General features: G+C 63.2%; 16 protein-coding genes and 1 pseudogene. 6 read left to right on the top strand and 11 right to left on the bottom strand.

The features are described from left to right. Positions 1-91: 91 nt before the first annotated feature. The 6 genes and pseudogenes from CGX12_RS15495 to CGX12_RS15515 all read right to left on the bottom strand — a co-directional run bounded on the left by CGX12_RS15495 (position 92) and on the right by CGX12_RS15515 (position 6,871). Positions 92-442, bottom strand: coding sequence for a hypothetical protein (locus CGX12_RS15495; RefSeq protein ID WP_254918315.1), 351 nt, complete (start codon positions 440-442; stop codon positions 92-94). Next, positions 439-1,950: an N-6 DNA methylase gene (locus CGX12_RS15500; protein WP_094040758.1), complete on the bottom strand. Its 1,512-nt coding sequence runs from the start codon at positions 1,948-1,950 to the stop codon at positions 439-441. Before CGX12_RS15500 ends, CGX12_RS15495 begins: the two co-directional genes overlap by 4 nt. Before the next feature lie 79 nt (positions 1,951-2,029). Further along, a complete protein-coding gene (hsdR, locus tag CGX12_RS15505; protein ID WP_176442085.1) occupies positions 2,030-4,480 on the bottom strand; it encodes an EcoAI/FtnUII family type I restriction enzme subunit R in 2,451 nt (816 codons plus the stop codon). 138 nt (positions 4,481-4,618) lie between these two features. Beyond that, a pseudogene (locus tag CGX12_RS19920) lies at positions 4,619-4,747 on the bottom strand (type II toxin-antitoxin system Phd/YefM family antitoxin); the annotation flags it as partial. 126 nt (positions 4,748-4,873) lie between these two features. Then, complete coding sequence (locus CGX12_RS15510) at positions 4,874-5,899, bottom strand: DUF2157 domain-containing protein (protein WP_094040760.1); 1,026 nt, start codon at positions 5,897-5,899, stop codon at positions 4,874-4,876. Positions 5,900-5,902: 3 nt separating this feature from the next. Next, positions 5,903-6,871, bottom strand: a complete 969-nt coding sequence (locus CGX12_RS15515; RefSeq protein WP_094040761.1) for a LysR family transcriptional regulator — start codon at positions 6,869-6,871, stop codon at positions 5,903-5,905. 263 nt (positions 6,872-7,134) lie between these two features. Between CGX12_RS15515 and CGX12_RS15520 the strand changes: the two genes are divergently transcribed. Continuing rightward, positions 7,135-8,067, top strand: a complete 933-nt coding sequence (locus CGX12_RS15520; RefSeq protein ID WP_094040762.1) for a sodium-dependent bicarbonate transport family permease — start codon at positions 7,135-7,137, stop codon at positions 8,065-8,067. A 129-nt stretch (positions 8,068-8,196) separates the two neighbouring features. Here CGX12_RS15520 and CGX12_RS15525 read toward each other — a convergent pair whose 3' ends face one another. Beyond that, the gene (locus CGX12_RS15525) at positions 8,197-8,838 is read right to left on the bottom strand and encodes a glutathione S-transferase family protein (RefSeq protein WP_094040763.1); all 642 of its coding nucleotides are present in this window, start codon (positions 8,836-8,838) and stop codon (positions 8,197-8,199) included. A 115-nt stretch (positions 8,839-8,953) separates the two neighbouring features. Here CGX12_RS15525 and CGX12_RS15530 point away from each other — a divergent pair, with 115 nt between their 5' ends. Next, positions 8,954-9,538, top strand: coding sequence for a TetR/AcrR family transcriptional regulator (locus tag CGX12_RS15530; RefSeq protein ID WP_094040764.1), 585 nt, complete (start codon positions 8,954-8,956; stop codon positions 9,536-9,538). A gap of 39 nt (positions 9,539-9,577) precedes the next feature. Here CGX12_RS15530 and CGX12_RS15535 read toward each other — a convergent pair whose 3' ends face one another. From CGX12_RS15535 to CGX12_RS19925, 4 genes are read right to left on the bottom strand one after another with little or no spacing between them, the layout of a single operon-like run. Then, a complete protein-coding gene (locus CGX12_RS15535) occupies positions 9,578-11,839 on the bottom strand; it encodes a putative bifunctional diguanylate cyclase/phosphodiesterase (RefSeq protein ID WP_094040765.1) in 2,262 nt (753 codons plus the stop codon). After that, positions 11,740-13,368: a sensor histidine kinase gene (locus tag CGX12_RS15540; RefSeq protein WP_094040766.1), complete on the bottom strand. Its 1,629-nt coding sequence runs from the start codon at positions 13,366-13,368 to the stop codon at positions 11,740-11,742. The genes CGX12_RS15535 and CGX12_RS15540 overlap by 100 nt, the downstream gene beginning before the upstream one ends. Before the next feature lie 9 nt (positions 13,369-13,377). Next, positions 13,378-14,097 (bottom strand): substrate-binding periplasmic protein, encoded by a 720-nt coding sequence (locus CGX12_RS15545; protein ID WP_176442083.1) that lies wholly within the window; start codon positions 14,095-14,097, stop codon positions 13,378-13,380. Next, positions 14,019-14,183: a hypothetical protein gene (locus CGX12_RS19925; RefSeq protein ID WP_176442084.1), complete on the bottom strand. Its 165-nt coding sequence runs from the start codon at positions 14,181-14,183 to the stop codon at positions 14,019-14,021. The genes CGX12_RS15545 and CGX12_RS19925 overlap by 79 nt, the downstream gene beginning before the upstream one ends. Positions 14,184-14,408: 225 nt before the next feature. On the opposite strand from CGX12_RS19925, the gene purE reads away from it, so the two are divergent. The 4 genes from purE to CGX12_RS15565 all read left to right on the top strand — a co-directional run bounded on the left by purE (position 14,409) and on the right by CGX12_RS15565 (position 17,372). Further along, complete coding sequence (gene purE / locus CGX12_RS15550; protein ID WP_094040768.1) at positions 14,409-14,903, top strand: 5-(carboxyamino)imidazole ribonucleotide mutase; 495 nt, start codon at positions 14,409-14,411, stop codon at positions 14,901-14,903. Next, complete coding sequence (purK, locus tag CGX12_RS15555; RefSeq protein WP_094040769.1) at positions 14,900-15,967, top strand: 5-(carboxyamino)imidazole ribonucleotide synthase; 1,068 nt, start codon at positions 14,900-14,902, stop codon at positions 15,965-15,967. Before purE ends, purK begins: the two co-directional genes overlap by 4 nt. Positions 15,968-16,246: 279 nt before the next feature. Then, positions 16,247-16,828 carry a DJ-1/PfpI family protein gene (locus CGX12_RS15560; protein WP_094040770.1) on the top strand — a complete coding sequence of 194 codons (582 nt, stop codon included), beginning with the start codon at positions 16,247-16,249 and terminating at the stop codon, positions 16,826-16,828. Positions 16,829-16,961: 133 nt separating this feature from the next. Further along, positions 16,962-17,372 carry an efflux RND transporter periplasmic adaptor subunit gene (locus tag CGX12_RS15565; RefSeq protein ID WP_094040771.1) on the top strand — a complete coding sequence of 137 codons (411 nt, stop codon included), beginning with the start codon at positions 16,962-16,964 and terminating at the stop codon, positions 17,370-17,372. Positions 17,373-17,453 lie beyond the last annotated feature (81 nt).

A 17,453-nucleotide genomic window follows, 5' to 3' on the forward strand; every position in this document is an offset into this window, starting at 1 on the left:
AGGGTTGGTCAAGATCTCCACTATGTACTCTCTTGCAGCGTAAGACACAATCAAAATGAGCAACCTTGCCGCTGGACCGATCGATGCTTGATCAGGTTGGGCGAAAAATGATCATGCGTCGGCCCTGCCCTTCGGGCAGCTCAAAGGGTTGATCATCCTCAGAGATAGGCGGCAGTGCCTTGGATCTTTTGATTTTTCCCTGCTTAATCAGCTCGGCCTTTTCGGCGGCAATACGTTCCAGTAGCACAGAAGCCGGTTCATCGCTTGAGTCTTGCGGCACCAGTTTGCCGCGCACGGCTAGCTCCAGGATCAGCTCCCGCAGTTTTTTGATGCCATACAGCTCATACTTGTTGCTGCTGCCACGGCCGGCAGTGGATTTTGCCTGAATGGCCCCGGTCCAGGTGGCGATGTTCTCGGTGATAAGTATTCGCGCCCGGCTCATGCGTTGCTCTCCTCGGCGCTTTCTTCGACCCTTTCTTCAATCTCGTCGGCGTCGCTCAGCAGGGCGTTGCCCAGCACGGTTTTAAGCTGATTACGCAAATCACGAATGCTTTGCTGCTGCTGGGTATAGGTTGCCAGCAGCTCGTCGGGATCGTGGCTTACTGTTTCGCCGACATGGGGGTTTTTGATATCAAGGTTGAAGTTGCGGGCAATCACTTCATCAATGCTCACCTTCCAGGCGTGCTCGTTCTCTACTCGAGCGGCAAAGCCGTCTGCCTCGCTGCCCCACCAGTCGATTTCGGCCTGAAACTCCTCAAACTTCATCGGTCGGGTCTTGCTGTAGTTCTTCACGCCGGCCGGGTAGGGGTGCTCATAGAACCAGATGTCTTTAGTGGGCTTGCCCTTGGTAAAGAACAGCAGGTTGGTCTTGATGCCGGTATAGGGGTTGAACACGCCGTTGGGCAGCCGGACTATGGTGTGCAGGTTGCACTCTTCGGTAAGCAGCTTCTTGATCTTGGTTTTTACGCCCTCGCCAAACAGGGTGCCATCGGGCAGCACCACGGCGGCCCGTCCGTTCTCGGCCAGCAGCTCGATGATCAGTTGCAGGAACAGATCTGCGGTTTCGCGGGTTTGCAGCTCGGACGGAAAGTTTTTCTCGATGCCGTGCTCTTCGGTGCCGCCAAAGGGCGGGTTGGTGACAATCACATCAATGTCGCTGTCCCAGCTCGACAGCGGCCGGTTCAGGGTGTTGTCGTGACGGATCTGCACCGGCACTTCAATCCCATGCAGCATCATGTTGGTGGTGCACAGCAGGTGCGGCAGCTGCTTTTTCTCCACGCCCAGGATCTGCTGTTGCAGCACCTGATGGTCATCGGCGTTCTTCACATACTTGCTCTTTACATGGTCAAAGGAGCAGGCCAGAAAGCCGCCGGTGCCACAGGCCGGGTCCATAATGCGCTCGCCCAGCCTGGGATCGACACGGTTAACCATAAAGCGGGTGACGGCACGGGGGGTGTAGAACTCACCGGCGTTACCGGCGCTTTGCAGATCCCGCAGCAGTTGCTCGTAGATGTCGCCAAACAGATGGCGCTCGCTGGAGCTGGTGAAGTCGATTTCGTTGAGCTTGTTGATCACCTGACGCAGCAGGGTGCCGTTCTTCATGTAGTTGTAGGCATCGCTCAAGCCTTCGCGCACCACAAAGCCACGGGGGTTCTTGTCGATGGGGGCGGTCATGTTCTTGAGCGTATGGAACAGCTCGTCGTTCACGAACTCCAGCAGCTCGTCACCGGTCATGCCTTCCGGGTCTGCCGCCCAGTTGCGCCACAGAAACCGTTCCGGAATAGGGGACTGATAATCGTCCAGTTCAAATTCCAGCGCCTCTTCCTGGGCGTCGAACACCTTGAGGAACAGCAGCCAGGACAACTGCCCCAAACGCTGGGCATCGCCATCCACACCGGCGTCCTGACGCATGATGTCCTGAATGGATTTGATAATGGAGCTGATCGACATGATGATTCTCTTTTTATGCGGTTATACAAACAACACCAGCCCCGGTGTGAGGCTGGTGTAAATAGGGTTACAAAGCGCCTCAGGCCTGTTTTTTGGGGGCCAGCTGGTAGATTTCGGCTTCCAGCTCGCTGATGGCCTGCTGATAGTTCTGCTTGCTGCCAAAGCCTTTCTTGACGATTTCCATGGGGTTGCCGAGCCGGTCGAGGGGCTGCACCTTGAGCACATTGATGCTTTCTATTTCCTGCACGCCGGCATCGGCATACTTGTCCAGCAGCGCATTCAGCACCGTTTGAGCGGTCTCGGAATACCTGGTGAAGTAGTTGCGCTTTCTCACCTCGTTGGCCCGTTCACGACGGGTGAGCGGGGGCTGATCATAAACCACATGGCAGATGAGGTCGAAGGGATCGAGATCCTTGCCCACTTCCTGCTCCAGCACTTCCCAGATAATGCCCTCGTTGGTCAGCTCGTCGATAATGGCCTGCTTGCGCTCGGCATCGTTCCAGCGTTTGATGAAGTCGTCCAGGCTGGCAAACTGCCGGGCAAAGGTCTTGCGGGTGTAATCCTGAAAGGACTCGGTGACCAGCTTGCCGTCGGCATCGTAATACTGCACTCGCTGGGCAATGGTCTTGACGGTCACGCCGTTAACGTGAAATTTTCTGACCCTGTGCTCGTCATCGTCGTCACCGCCCAAGGGGCCGTGGTCGCCGTCTTCGGCAGACGGAAATTCATAGTCCGCATCTGGCTCACCAATAGTCAGTCCATCCTCTCCAGTGGCGTCCAGCTCCTCCTGAGACTCACCATCAATGATCTCATCAAGCGTCTCGTCGTCTTCATTGATTTGCTCAGGCGTTACCGTCATCACCCGCTCGGGAATGCCGTCGAAGCGCTCGTCGGCGAACAACTCGGTGGCCTTCTTGAAGTCGAGAATGGTAAACCACAGCTTGCCGTATTTATCGTTAATGCGGGTGCCGCGTCCGATGATCTGCTTGAACTTGGTCATGGACTGAATGTTCTGATCCAGCACCACGAACTTGCAGGTCTGGGCATCCACGCCTGTGGTCATCAGCTCCGACGTAGTGGCAATCACCGGATAGGCTTTTTTGGGGTTGATGAAGTTATCGAGCTGCGCCTTGCCCAGTTCATCATCACCGGTGATTTTCATCACATACTTGTCGTTCTTCAGCACCTGCTCAGGGTTGCAGTTCACCAGCGCCTGCCGCATGCGCTCGGCATGGTCGATGTCGTTGCAGAAGACGATGGTCTTGGCCATGGGATCGGTGCGCTTGAGGTAGCTGCTAATGGTTTCCGCCACCAGCTGGGTGCGCTCGTCGATGACCATGGTGCGGTCGAAGTCTTTCTGGTTGTAGATGCGGTCGTCAATCAGCTCGCCGCTCTTGTCGGTCTGCCCCTTGGTAGGACGCCAGCCTTGCAGGTCGATGTCGATATCAACCCGCACCACCTTGTAGGGGGCGAGAAAGCCGTCTTCAATGCCTTCCTTGAGGGAGTAGGTATAGACGGGGTCGCCAAAGTAATCGGAGTTGGAGACCTCGTCGGTTTCCTTGGGCGTGGCGGTTAGCCCCACCTGAGTGGCACTGCTGAAGTATTCGAGAATTTCCCGCCAGGCGCTGTCTTCGGCGGCACTGCCTCTGTGGCACTCGTCAATCACAATCAGATCGAAGAAGTCGGGAGCCACCTGCTTGTAGGCTTTCTGCTGCTCTTCCGGGCCGGTTAACGCCTGATACAGCGCCAGGTGAATTTCAAAGGCGGGGTCAACCTTGCGGCCTTCTACCTTGGTCATGGCGGAGCCAAAGGGCTGGAAGTCGTTGATGCGGGTCTGATCCACCAGAATGTTGCGGTCGGCCAGAAACAGAATGCGCTTTTTGCTGCGGGCTTTCCACAGTCGCCAGATGATCTGAAAGGCGGTATAGGTCTTGCCGGTGCCGGTGGCCATCACCAGCAGAATGCGTTTCTGCCCGGCAGAGATGGCCTCAATGGTCTTGTTGATGGCCTGCAACTGATAGTAGCGGGGCATTTTGCCACTGCCGTCATCATGATAGGGCTGGGTGATGATGGGCAGCTGCGCCTGAGTGTAGCCCTTCCAGGTGCAGTATTTGTCCCACAACTGAGCCGGGGTGGGGAAGTCGTCGAGGCTGATCTGGGTTTCCAGAGCCGCCGGGTTGGTTTTGTCGTGAAAGACGAAGCCGTCACCGTTGGAGGCGAACACAAAGGGCACTTCCAGCAAACCGGCATAGTCCAGCGCCTGCTGCATCCCCTTGGCAATGTCGTGCTTGTTGGCCTTGGCCTCAATCACCGCCAGCGGCAGGTTGGGCTTGTGATAGAGCACGATATCGGCGGATTTCACCTTCTTTCGCGCCGCCATCTGGCCGCGCACAATCACCTTGCCATCGCGCAGCTTCACTTCCTGGCGGATCTGGGTCATGTCGTCCCAGCCCGCTTCCTTCACCGAAGGCAGGATGAACTTGGTGATGATGTCGGTTTCAGTAAGGGCTGACTTATTTATGGTTGTCATGGCTGCGCTGTCCCGTTTCACAGTCTTTTGGCCATTCTGGCACAGCACACCCCTGGTTTCATTTGAAATGTTTACAACTGCAGCGGCCCCGGCCGCACCCTGGCCTGATTGATACTGGGTTATGGAGCTGTTGTAGGAACCCGGCGATATCACCACCGTATCTTCGGCATTACGGCGAGTGATGATGGTGGTGTCCGCATCGATGACGACATCATCCAGCACCGTGTTCAGGTTATTACGCGCTTCTGTAAAAGATACGACTCTCATTTAGGCAGTGATAGCCATTGGGGCGCGGGCGGTCCGCCTGCGCTCCACCAGTCAGATGCCAATGGGGCTCTAGCCGGGAGAGTCCCGGCCACACCCGGTATAGGCACGGAATCGGTTGCCGGCATACTACTCCCTTCTCGCCAGCAGTGCGCGCAGCGCGGCGGGCAACTGCCGTTGCAGGCGCTCGGTCAGTCGCTGCTGGTGGCGCTGCCAGAGGATGCCGAGGCCCATCACGGCCAGGCCGATGGCGGTGAGGGCGAGGGGAAACAGCAGGCTGTCCTCGAACACCTCCCAGGCCAGCCAGCCCAGGTACCAGGCCAGGCCCAGGCCGCCCAGGGCGACGAATACCCGCCGGGCCAGCAGGGTGCCGGTGGCGATCATCAACAGGTTGACCAGCAAAAACAGCAGTCGCTCGCCGCCGCCGTTGTCGGTCAGCAGGCAGAGCCCGCCCCAGAAGGTAATGGCGCCGAACAGGTAAAGCCAGAAGGCGAAGTCCCGCCGGCTCTGGTTGCGGATGTCCACCCAAAAGGCCAGCAGCACCATCAATAACCCGAACCCGAGCGACACCCACTGGCGGAATTCCCAGCTGGCGACATCCCGGCCGCTCAGCCACAGGCTCAGGTCCATGCTCATATACCAGAGGGTGGCGGCCAGGGGCAGCAGCAGAAAGGGCTGGCGATAGCGCCACAGCATCAGGGCGCCCACCGCCAGGGTGGCCAGCTCCAGGCTCAGCCAGCGGCCGTGGATGAGGCGGTGGTACTGGCGGTAGTCCAGCGCCGGATCCCACCAGCCCAGGGCAACTTGCAGGCCGTACACGGTGAGGGGGGTCAGGCAGATCACCAGGGCGGCGAGAATGCCGCTCGGCACCCACAGCCGCCGGCGCTGCAGCCCTTCGGCCAGGGCCAGGGCGGGCAGGGCATAGAGCACGCCCAGCCCCACCAGGGCCCAGCCGCCGTACTGCTGCCAGCCCAGGGTCATAAAGAGGGTCATGGCGCCGATGGCGATGAGGCCGCCCAGGTAATAGAGGAGATGGGCGAAGCGAAAACCGGCGGGGGCGTCCTGCTCCAGAAACTGCCACAGGGGCGCCACCTGCTCCGCGTGCAGCAGGCCCCGGCGGGCCGCCTGCTCCAGTTGTTGGCGATCTATCTTCATGGCTCAGGCTCCCTTGCCCGGGGATTGGAGATGGGCCAGCAGCCTGGCCAGGTCATTGTGGATATAGCGGCTGTCGATGCAGCTTGCCAGGTTGTCGTTGATAAAGCGGACAAAATTCGCCGCCGGGTAGGGCAGGCGGCGGTTGTTGTGGCACACCAGGTACCAGTGGCTGGTGAGCGGGAACTCGGGCAGCGCCGGTCGGCCCAGGCGGTGCTCGCCTTCCGCCAGGGTATGTTCCGACAGCACCGCCAGCCCCAGGCCCTGCTCCACGCTCATGCGCACCACCTCGTTGCTTTCTATCTGCATCACCCGCTTCAACTGCAGGTTGTGGTTGCGCAGCCACTCCTCGAACACCAGCCGGGTGGCGCTGCCCGGCTCGCGCAGCAGAAAGCGCTCGCCCAGCAGGGCGGAAAAGTCCGCCGGCGGGCGGTGCACCGCCCAGTGATCCGGCGGGGTGATCAGCACCAGCGGGTTGCGGATAAAGCGGCCGCTCAGGGTGTGCTCGCCGGCGGGCGGGTGGCTGAACAGGTAGAGGTCGTCCTGCTGGTGGCGGTGGCGCTCCAGGATGTAGCCCCGGTTGCCCACGCTGATCGACACCTCCACCTCGGGAAAGCGGCGGTTAAAGGGCCCGAGCAGGCGCGGCAGTATGTATTTGGCGGTGGTCACCACCCCGATGCTGAAGCCGCCGCGGGTGCCCTGGCGGGCGTCCTGCAGAAAGCCATTGAAGTCGTCGAAGCGGGAGAGGGCGTCGAGGGCGGCGTGATAGAGCTCGGTGCCCACGGCGGTGGGGCGGATGCTTCCGGCCTGGCTGTCGAGCAGGGGCTCGCCCACCGCCTCGGCCAGGCGTTTGAGCTGCTGGGACACGGTCGGCTGGGTCAGGTGCAGCTGGGCGGCGGCGCGGGACACCGAGCCCAGCCGCACCACGGCCACGTACACCTGCAGCAGGCGAAAGGTCAGGTGGCGTATATTCATAGATGATTATCTATATCTTCTGTTATTAACATTTATTGGTAACTATATACCTTGATCCGCACAATGTCCGCCGCTGTATTCCTGGAGAGGCAATCAAGTCTGACTGGGCGCCGGAAGGAAACTGCTAAGCCGACCGTGACATGCCAGGGATGGCATGTCCGAGCCCCCATGGATGGGTTTATGGCGAGTCGGCGTGTAGTTCCTTCCGGCGGCGAGCTCATGGTCTGACTTACTGCTCTGCTTAATTATCACGAGGATTTGTTATGCCGGATATTGTAGTGGCGTTTTTTGCGCTGGGGGTGGTGGCGGGGCTGGCCCGCTCGGATTTGAAGGTGCCCAAGGCGGCCTACGACACCCTCAGCATACTGCTGATGCTCACCATCGGCTTCAAGGGCGGACTGGCGCTGCACGGCAACCTGCACTGGCGGCTGCTGCCCGAGCTGCTGGCGGTGGCCGCCCTGGGCGTGCTGATCCCGCTGCTGTGCTACCCGGTGGCGCGCAAGCTGCTCAGGCTGAACAGCGCCAACAGCGCCAGCATCGCCGCCCACTACGGCTCGGTCAGCGCCGGTACCTTCGCGGTGGCCCTGGCCTACGCCCAGGGCCTGCAACTGGAGATAGCCCCGCAAACCACCCTCTACCTGGTGCTGCTGGAGCTGCCGGCCATCATCGTCGCCATCTACCTGTACAAGACCCTGTCGGGACAGGATACCGGCAGCAAGGCGGCGGTGTGGCACGAGGCGCTCACCAGCCGGGGCGTGGTGCTGCTCACCGGCGGGGTGTTGATCGGCTACTTCTACGGCCCCGAACAGGCGGCGCCGGTGAGCGATCTCTTTATCACCGCCTTCAAGGGCCTGCTGGCGCTGTTCCTGCTCGAGATGGGGTTGTGCACCGCCCAGGCGCTCACCCCGGTGCCCTGGCGGCGCTGGCCGGTGATGCTGTTCGCCCTGATCGCTCCCCTGGTGCTGGCCGGCATCGGCATGGGCGCGGCCTGGCTGCTGGGGTTGCCGGCGGGATCGGCGCTGATCCTGGTGACCCTGGTGGCCAGCGCCTCCTACATCGCGGCCCCGGCCGCCATCGGCGCCGCCATCAAGGAGGCGGACATCGGCCTGGCCATGCTGGCGGCGCTGGCGGTGACCTTTCCCTTCAATGTGGTGGTGGGCATACCGCTCTATGCCCGCCTGCTGGCGGTGGGCTGAGCCGACGTGGCCCTATCCGGTGCGCTCGCCAGGACCGCGGTAGCGGATGGTGGCCGTGCGCACCCTGCGTCGGCCACCGTGCCCGGCGCCCCGGGCGGGATCTGCCGCCGCTCCGGGTGGGAGAAGGAGTCACTTGGTGTTCAACACCCGCTGCCCGGAAGGCCGTGCCCGCATCCGTTCCAGGTAGTGTTTCAAGGCGCCTGAACCGATCAGCTCGCTGCCGATGGGCAGGTTGGCGACATAGTCCAGAATGGGGGTCAGCAGTGCGTCCGCCAGCGTGTAGCGCGGGCCGCAGATAAAGGGGTGCTCCCCCAGCAGCGTGCCGAGCCGCCGCAGGGCCGCCCGCGCCGCCGGCAGTTTTTCCTCGACCAGATCCCGCCTCACCCTGCCGTCGGGGCCCTTGGGAAAGGCAAACTCCAGCACGATTTCCCGCAGCAGCGCCTGGTCGATGTAGAGCGCGATTTCTCCGCAACGCTCGTCCACCCGTGCCCGCGCCATGGGATCGGCAGGTTGCAGGGCAGGCCCGGCAAAGCGGGCATCGAGATAGCGGCAGATGGTGTTGGTTTCAAACAGCGTCTGGCCTTCGTGAAACAGCACGGGCACCTTGCCATAGGGATGAAGCGCCAGGTGCTCGGGGCTCCTGAAGCCGATCTCCGTGCCCTCGGGGGCCATGCCGCAGCGGTAGGCAATGCCTTTTTCCTCGCAGCAGAGCATGATCGAACGGGCAAAGCTGCTGAATGTCGGCGCGAAAATGTAGACGGGGTTTTCCATAAGCCTGCTCCATGGGGTGATGAGACAGGCACAGTCTGCGGCTTGCCCAGAATATGTTAAAGAACATATTCTGATGCGGTAGCATGCTGCCACCCAGCCCGACAGGAGTAATGATATGCCCTGGCCCAATGACCGCCGTGCCGAAAGCCGTGACCGGATCCTGCTCAGTGCCGAGCGGCTGTTCACCGAAAAGGGATTCGATCAGGTCAGCATCGACCAGGTGATGCAGGAGGCGGGCATGACCCGCGGCGCCTTTTACAGCCATTTCGATTCCAAGCGGGAGCTTTATGCCGAGGCGATACTTTCGGCCGCCCGGCGCATGGCCCGCCACCACCCGCCGAAGGTGGACGACCTGATCCGTCGTTACCTGAGCCCGGAGCACCTCGCCCAGGAGAGCGGGAGCTGCCCGCTGGCCTTTCTGGTGTCCGATATCGGCCAGCGGGACCAACAGGTGCGCGAAAGTTATACCCGCATCTTCACCGCTCTGGCCTCCCGCGTCTCCGCCCGGCCGGACGCGGCGCCCGATGCCGCGGCGCTGAGAGCGGTGGTGATGATGATAGGGGGCGTGGCGGTGGCCAGGGCCCTGAGTGATCCCGCCCTGGCCACGCAGGTGCTGGAAGCCTGTTGCCAGGCTGCGCTGGACGAGCGTGCCGGCGCCGTTTTGCCGGCGGAACCCCAGCACCGATCTTGCGTGGAATAGGGCGGTCCCGGCCGGCCCCGCAGGTCCATCGGCTTGGCGTTACCCGGCCGGACCGCTCAGGCGGTGGCCCGGGGATTCACCCTGCTCCCGCCGCAGCAGGGCGATATGCTCGGGGTGGGTGGGCTTCTGGTAGAGGTAGCCCTGGGCTTCGTCGCAGCCCAGCTGCCTGAGCAGGTCGTTTTCCCGGGGGTGTTCCACCCCCTCGGCAATCACCCCGAGGCGGAGCAACTGGCCCATCTTCACCATCAGCTCCACCAGCCCCAGATCCTGCTCGCTCTCGGTCATGTGGCCGATGAAGCTGCGGTCTATCTTCAGCCGGTCTATCGGCAGCTCCTGCAGGTACTTCATGGAGGAATAGCCGGTGCCGAAGTCGTCCATGGCCACCTGCACGCCCCGGGCGCGCACGGCCTGCAGGGTGGCAATCAGGGCCTGGTGGTCTTCCATCATCGTGGACTCGGTGATCTCCAGTTCCAGCAGGCCCGGCGTCATGCCGGTCTGGCCGATGATTCGGTCGAGGCTGTCGATAAAGCCCGGATCCTTGAGCTGGCGCACCGACACGTTCACCGCCATGCGCAGGGCCTGGCCGGTGTCCCGCTGCCAGGCCCGCTGCTGGCGGCAGGCCTGCTCCAGCACCCAGGCGCCGATGGGCACTATGCTGCCGGAGCTTTCCGCCACCGGGATAAAGGTGTCGGGCGGGATCAGGCGATCCTCGTTATGCCAGCGCAGCAGCGCCTCGGCGCCGATGATGCGCCCGCTGCTCAGGCAGATCTGGGGCTGGTAGCTCAGGCTCAGCTCGTTGCGCTCCAGGGCGTAACGCAGCCGGGTAGCGATCTGCAGCCGCTGGTGCAGGGCCTGCTCCAGGGTTTCGCCGAAGATGGCCAGGGCCCCGCGGTGATCGGCCTTGCACTTCTTGAGGGCGATGCCGGCATTCTGCAGCAGGGTCTTGGCGCTGCTGCCATGCTGCGGGTACATGGCCGCCCCCAGGGTCAGGGAGGCGGGAATGTCGTAGCCCTGCAGCCTGAAGCCCTGCCGGAGGGAGTCGTTCAGGCGCTGGCTGATGGCCGTCATTTCCTCGGGCCGGCATGCCGGCAGTATCAGGCCGAAGGTATCGGAAGAGAGCCGGCCCAGGGAGCTGCGGCTGCCGAAGATGGCTTCCAGGTGGCGGGCCATGCGGATCAGGGTCAGGTCGCCCACCTGGTGGCCCAGGCCGTCGTTGACCGCCTGGAAGTTGTCGATGTCGGCCAGCAGCACCACACAGTCCTGCCCCAGGGTGATCTGCTTGCCCAGGGCATACATAAAACCGGTGCGGTTAAGCACGCCGGTCAGGTGATCGTTGAACGCCAGATCCTCGATTTTTTCGAACAGACTGGCATTGTCGTACCCCACCGACACATAAAGCCCGAACAGCTGCAGCAGGTGGCGCAGGGCGTCGTCGGGTTCGGTGGCGGTGGGCACCGCAAACACCAGCTCATCGCCCTGGGGGGTGTGGATATAGAGGGTGGCGAGGCGGGGGGAAAACTGCGGCTGGCGCCGGACGAAGGCCTGCTCCACCTGCCTGCACAGTGGCGCATCGTCCAGGGCGTCCAGGGCTTGTCCGCTGTGCCGGGCCCAGGGGCCCGTTGCCACTTCTATCATCAGGCGGCTCGGCTCTTGCTCCGCCCGCCGGCACAGCAGCCCCTGGGCCCCGCTGTGCAGCAGCCGGCCGAGCTGCTGCAGGACGCTGGCTGAAAACCGGTCCGTCTGCCGGGCACCGAACAGCTCGGCCGCGCCCTGGATGATGTGCTCCAGCCCCTGGCGGTGGGCGTCGAGCTGTTCCTGCTGGTGATAGCCGCGCAGGGCGGTGGTCACGGCGGTGATCAGGTGGGTGCTGGTCAGTTCGTTCTTTTGCTTGTAGTCGTTGATGTCGTAGTCGCGCACTATCTTCAACTCGGGAGCGTAACCGGGCTGGCCGGTGCGCAGTATGATGCGGCTGCCGCGTTCGCCGAGCTCTTCCCGGATAAAGCCGATAAGCTCGAGCCCGGCCTGCTCCGACTCCATCACCACGTCGAGCAGGATGCAGGCGAAGCGGGGCTGCTGTCGCAGTATCTCGCGGGCTTGTCGGGCCGAGTAGGCGCTGGTAAAGGCCAGTGGCCGGCCCAGCACTTCAAGCCCCGACAGGGCAAAGCGGGTGGCGGCATGCACCTGCTGCTCGTCGTCGACGATCAAAATGCGCCAGGGCGCCGGCGAAGGAGCATGCCCGGCTCCGGTATCCGGCTCCTCCGGAGCAAATTCAAAGATGTCGTGGTCCTGTCCTGGTGGCATCCTGGTCTTGTCCCGTTAATGTTCCTGCTGCAGGTGTTGTGGAATGGTAAAGCGCAGCGTGGTTCCGGTTGGCAAAGCGCGCTCCAGAACCACGGAGCCCTTGAGCACGTTTTTACCAGATTGAATACGATATGCAGGCCGAGGCCGGAGCCCCCCTGTCCCATCTTGGTGGTGTAGAAGGGGTCGAATGCCTTGCCGAGGCTCACCGGGTCCATGCCCTGGCCGTCATCGGTGACCGAAACGGCGACCTGGTCGCCTTCCTGGCGGGCGTCTATCCGGATACGGCCGCTGTCCCGGCCCTCGAAGCCGTGCACGAGGGCATTGCCGATGGCGTTGACGATGATCTGGCCGATGGGGCCGGGGTAGCTGTCCATGACGATGCCCGGGGGCACCGTTACCTCAATATGATAGTCGGGCTTTTTGGTCCTGGGCCTGAAGGTGTACACCACTTCGTCGATCACCTCTTTCAAATCGAAGCGGCGGTGCTGCATGCTGGCCTGATCCACCGCCACCTGCTTGAAGCTGCCGATCTGGCGTATCGCCATGGCCAGGCTGGACTCGGCGATGTGCAGCCCCTCCTGCAACTCGGCCATAAAGGCGTCCAGGGCCGAGCGCTTCAGGTTGCCGGCGGCAATGGCGGCGGCCATTTCCTGCTGCTTCAGGGTCAGGGCACTGAGCACCGTCAGGCTGTTGCCGATGGGGGTGTTGATCTCGTGGGCAATGCCGGCCACCAGGCTGCCGAGGGCGGCCAGTTTTTCCGACTGGATCAACAGGTTCTGGGCATCCTTGAGGTTGGCCAACGCCTGCTCGGCCTCGTCCTTGGCTTCCGACAGGGCCTGTTCGGTACGAACTTGCAGGGCGCTGGTCCTGTTGTACTCATGGATAAGCTGGCCCAGCTCATCGTTGGACGACCAGTCGACCGGCACGCGCTGCCCGGTTGAACGGTATTGGCGCAAGGACTCGGACACCTGATGGAGCGGGCGCAGTATGGTCCAGCGGAAGATCAGGGTGGTGGCCACCACCAGGGTGGCGAACAGCAGCACCAGCAGCACCAGCAGGCCCTGGGCACTGTCGAGCAGGGTGCGTTTCAGGCTTCGATCGGTATCCAACTGGTACAGCGACACCTCGGCGATATGCCGCATCCCCTGGGGGGAGGCGTAAACAACCGGGCTGCTGAAGCGGGTATAGCCTTCGGCGGCGGCGTTGTCGCACTTGCCGAGCCGGACCGGAGGGGTCTGTACTACCACGCCGGAGCCGTGGATCAGCTCCACGCAGTGGATATCCTTTTCGTCGAGGGTGGCGCGCAGGATATTCTCGGTGACCGAGTGGGAAAGCTGCCACACCGGCTCGGCCAGCAGCCGGGCCAGGTTGTCGGTGCGGTGCCGGGTGAAGTCCCGTTCACGCTCTTTTTCCTGGCGGAGCTCATGCCAGGAAAAAAGCGCCGTCACCGCCAGCGTGACCATAAGCAGCACCGGGATCACCCGCAGCAGGAAGGCGTGGGTCAGCGAGCGGTAGCGATGGGGCGGCACGGGGTGGTCCTAGTGCGCCGACTGCCGCTGCCATTCGGCGGCGGCCCGCTCCAGGTGCTGCGCCATCTTTCCGGCCTGGGCCAGCTGCTCTATGGCGGCCGACAGCCTGGCTTTCAGGGCCTCACTGTTGCAGGCAGAGGCCTTGGAAAAGGTCAGGTACAGGGGCTGGTGGGTCACGCCCCGGGGCAGGGGACTGAGGTTGTCGATGCCCAGCATCTCGGCATAGGCCTTGCCCGGGAGGTCTTCGTAGATCAGGTAGTCGGCCCGCCCCTGGGAGACCATCATCATGCCCTGCTCCAGGCTGCCGACCTGCTCTATGTTCAGGTGTTCCCGGGCGAAGAGGTCAAACTCCTGGCCGAAGCTGTTGTAGATGACCGTCACCCCCGCCTGGGGGATCAAGTCGTGCCATTGGCTGAATTCGAAGCCGCTGTCCTTGCGGGTCCAGATGGCGGTGCGGGTGTGCGCCAGGGCGGGATGGAGATAATCCATCCATTCGCTGCGGGCCTGGGTAAGAAAGGCGCCGGCAATCATGTCCACCCGGCCGGCGGCCACTTCCTCCTGGGTGCGGCCCCAGGGACCGCTGTCGATCAGGCTGATCTCGACGCCGGTCAACTCGGCCAGATCCTCCAGCAGATAGCCGATCGCGCCGGTCAGCCGGCCGGGCTGGGCCGAGTCCCGCCACAGGTAGGGGGGTATTCCGCGTTGCCGCTGGCGCTGAGGCGGCGGCACTCTTGCGCATGCAGGGGCGAGGCCAGGCCGGCGGCCAGCACCAGGCCGGCGATCAGGGTGCCGATGTCCCGCTTTTTCCTGCTCATCTGGTTGGTTGTCTCCGTATCGTGGCCGGGATGCCGTGCTCTGATCCGTAAGCCTAAGGGATTGGGCGGCGCAAGACAGTGATAAAACTCACGGGGGCCTGCCGTTTGCCGTTTTTTTGCTCAGGTTCGACCGTCGTTATAAGGCTGCAGCGGCCCGGTTTGGTGTTATAATCCGCGCTCCCCCGGATCCACCCCCATTCAGAACGTTGTTGAACAGGAGTAGTCATGCAAGCAAAAGTCGCCGTCATCATGGGTTCCAAGAGCGATTGGCCCACCATGCAGGGCGCTGCGGAGATCATGGACAAGCTGCAGGTCGCCTATACCGTGGAAGTGGTGTCGGCCCACCGCACCCCCGACAAGCTGATGGAATTCGGCGAGCAGGCCGTGGCCCGTGGCTATGAGGTGATCATCGCCGGTGCCGGCGGCGCCGCCCACCTGCCGGGCATGGTGGCGGCCAAGACCCGCCTGCCGGTGCTGGGCGTGCCGGTGCAGAGCAAGGCCCTGAGCGGGCTCGACAGCCTGTTGTCCATCGTGCAGATGCCCAAGGGCATCGCCGTGGGCACCCTGGCCATCGGCGCCGCCGGCGCCTTCAACGCCGGCCTGATGGCTTGCCAGATCCTGGCCAACAACGACGCCGCCCTGGCCGAACGGCTGGAGGCTTTCCGCACCGAGCAGACCGAGGCGGTGCTGAGCCAGCCGGATCCGCGGGAGGAAGCATGAGCCGTATCTGGGTTCTGGGTGCCGGCCAGCTCGGCCAGATGCTGAAGCACGCGGGCATGCCCCTCGACCTCGAAGTGTGCCCGGTGGACATCGAATCGGAAGAGACCTTTCCGCTGCAGCTGCATGAGCAGGTGACCGCCGAGCGCGAACAGTGGCCGGATACCGCCGCCACCCGCCAGCTGGCGGCGCACCCGGGTTTCGTCAACCTGAACACCTTCCCCATACTGGCGGACCGCTTCACCCAGAAGTCGCTTATCGACAAGCTGGAGCTGGCCACCGCGCCCTGGCGCCTGGTGGAAGCGGACACCACCGCCGAAGGGCTGCACCAGTCCCTGGGCGAGCGGGTGCTGCTCAAGCGCCGCACCGGCGGCTACGACGGCCGCGGCCAGCACTGGCTGCGCGAGCCGGGCCGGGACGCCATTCCCGATGACTGGCACACCCAGGCCATCGCCGAGCAGGCCATCGACTTCGACGAGGAAGTGTCCATCGTCGGCATGCGCGGCGACGACGGCCAGTGCCATTTCTATCCGCTCACCCTCAACCTGCATGTCAACGGCATCCTGCTGGGCTCGGTGTCGCCCCTGGCGCGGCTGGCCCACCTGCAAGCAGAAGCCGAGGGCATGCTGGGCAAGCTGATGAACGATCTGGACTACGTGGGCGTGATGGCCATGGAATGCTTCCGGGTCGGCGATCACCTGCTGATCAACGAGCTCGCGCCCCGGGTACACAACAGCGGCCACTGGACCCAGGCCGGCGCCAGCGTCAGCCAGTTCGAGGCGCACCTGCGTGCCGTGGCCGGCCTGCCCCTGGTCAAGCCGCGGGTGAAGAACCTGAGCGTCATGGTCAACCTGGTGGGCACCGAGCGGGACAACGGCTGGCTGGCGGTGGACGGCGCCGAGCTGTACTGGTACGGCAAGGAAGTGCGCCCCGGCCGCAAGGTGGGCCACATCAACTTCTGCCTCGACAGCCAGGCCGAGACCCGTTCGGCCCTGGATCGGCTCGAACCCCTGCTGCCCGCCAGTTACGGCCCGGTGCTGGACTGGCTGCGCAGCCAGCTCGACTGAATCCCAAGCCCCGCTCCGGCGGGGCTTTTCGTGTGGTCCGTTGAAATGGGCCTACGGCAGATCCCGGTGTCACCTTGCACCCCGTTGGGTCGACTTCAGTCGACCAAACCCCTGCGCCGTTGGTGGCATGGTCCACTGAAGTGGACCCTACGGCGGACCTGGTAGGGTCGAATTTATTCGACCGAACACTCCCGCCCGATTTGTCACTCACTCTTCATCTCGCCTCCTGCCGGCTCTGCTAGTCTTTAGAAGGTTTTTACATCCTTCAAGGAGAGCACGATGAGCGCGAAGAACATTCTGATGCTGGTGGGCGACTATGTGGAAGACTACGAGGTGATGGTGCCCTTCCAGGCGCTGTTGATGGTGGGCCACCGGGTGGACGCGGTCTGCCCCGACAAAAAAGCGGGCGAGCAGATCCGTACCGCCATTCACGACTTCGAGGGCGATCAGACCTACAGCGAGAAGCCGGGCCACAACTTTACCCTCAACGCCAGTTTCGCCGACATCAACGAAGCGGATTACGACGCCCTGGTGGTGCCGGGCGGCCGGGCGCCGGAATACATCCGCCTCAACCCGCGGGTGCTGGAGATGGTGCGCCACTTCGGGGATGCCGGCAAGCCCATCGCCGCCATCTGCCACGGTGCCCAGCTGCTGGTGGCCGCCGGCGTGGTCGAGGGCAAGGGCTGCTCCGCCTATCCGGCGGTGGGGCCGGACATCGCCCTGGCCGGCGGCGACTGGGTGGACATCCCGGTGGATCAGGCCCATGTGGACGGCAACCTGGTCACGGCCCCGGCCTGGCCCGCCCATCCCGCCTGGCTGGCAGCCTTCCTCCAGGTGCTGGGCACCCGTATCAGCCTCTGATCCCATCCGTCTTTGTCGTTCCGGATGCCATGCGTCCGGGACGACGCTCCCGTCTTTGATCCGGCCTGCTGTTGTCCCCTTGGCGAAGTTGTTATGCTGAGTATCCACTCTATTCGGCACGGAAATCGGCAAGATGACGGCAGGCAATATCGGCCAGTGGTTTGAACGGCACAAGAAATGGGGTTGGTGGCTGCTGTTGCTGGCCCTGGCGTTGTTCTGGCTGTGGCGGGGCGAGTTGTACCGGGCCCGGGCCGAGGCGCCCGAATCGCCAGTACCCGCCGCCATAGCCGGGCCCAGCGTCGAGGTGACCTGGCTCGAGGCCGAGTCCTACCAGCCCCATATCCTGCTCCAGGGCCAGTTGCTGCCCCACCGCCAGGTGGTGCTGCGCGCCCGGGTCGGTGCCGCCGTCACCGCTTTGCCGCAACTGGGCCAGGCGGTGGCGGAGGGCGAGACCCTGCTCGCCCTGAGCGAGTACGAACGCCGCGCCCACCTGGCCAGGGCCGAGGCCTGTTTTTTATCAACCTCTGGCGTTGCCGACGAATAGAGAGGGGGCGGTGTACGTGGGTGTCGGGTTGTTTATCAATTAATTACGATTGGTTACTTGCACCCATGTCTTGTGCACGTT

It is taken from the genome of Zobellella denitrificans, from assembly GCF_002237365.1.
Lineage (GTDB): Bacteria > Pseudomonadota > Gammaproteobacteria > Enterobacterales > Aeromonadaceae > Oceanimonas > Oceanimonas denitrificans.

Excerpts from the sequence above, each read along its gene's own strand:
- CGX12_RS15510 (WP_094040760.1), bottom strand. The coding sequence starts at position 5,899 with ATGAAGATAGATCGCCAACAACTGGAGCAGGCGGCCCGCCGGGGCCTG.
- CGX12_RS15515 (WP_094040761.1), bottom strand. The coding sequence starts at position 6,871 with ATGAATATACGCCACCTGACCTTTCGCCTGCTGCAGGTGTACGTGGCC.
- purE (WP_094040768.1), top strand. The coding sequence starts at position 14,409 with ATGCAAGCAAAAGTCGCCGTCATCATGGGTTCCAAGAGCGATTGGCCC.
- hsdR (WP_176442085.1), bottom strand. The coding sequence starts at position 4,480 with ATGACAACCATAAATAAGTCAGCCCTTACTGAAACCGACATCATCACC.
- CGX12_RS15530 (WP_094040764.1), top strand. The coding sequence starts at position 8,954 with ATGCCCTGGCCCAATGACCGCCGTGCCGAAAGCCGTGACCGGATCCTG.
- CGX12_RS15495 (WP_254918315.1), bottom strand. The coding sequence starts at position 442 with ATGAGCCGGGCGCGAATACTTATCACCGAGAACATCGCCACCTGGACC.
- CGX12_RS15560 (WP_094040770.1), top strand. The coding sequence starts at position 16,247 with ATGAGCGCGAAGAACATTCTGATGCTGGTGGGCGACTATGTGGAAGAC.
- CGX12_RS15525 (WP_094040763.1), bottom strand. The coding sequence starts at position 8,838 with ATGGAAAACCCCGTCTACATTTTCGCGCCGACATTCAGCAGCTTTGCC.
- CGX12_RS15520 (WP_094040762.1), top strand. The coding sequence starts at position 7,135 with ATGCCGGATATTGTAGTGGCGTTTTTTGCGCTGGGGGTGGTGGCGGGG.
- purK (WP_094040769.1), top strand. The coding sequence starts at position 14,900 with ATGAGCCGTATCTGGGTTCTGGGTGCCGGCCAGCTCGGCCAGATGCTG.
- CGX12_RS19925 (WP_176442084.1), bottom strand. The coding sequence starts at position 14,183 with ATGAGCAGGAAAAAGCGGGACATCGGCACCCTGATCGCCGGCCTGGTG.
- CGX12_RS15565 (WP_094040771.1), top strand. The coding sequence starts at position 16,962 with ATGACGGCAGGCAATATCGGCCAGTGGTTTGAACGGCACAAGAAATGG.
- CGX12_RS15535 (WP_094040765.1), bottom strand. The coding sequence starts at position 11,839 with ATGCCACCAGGACAGGACCACGACATCTTTGAATTTGCTCCGGAGGAG.
- CGX12_RS15500 (WP_094040758.1), bottom strand. The coding sequence starts at position 1,950 with ATGTCGATCAGCTCCATTATCAAATCCATTCAGGACATCATGCGTCAG.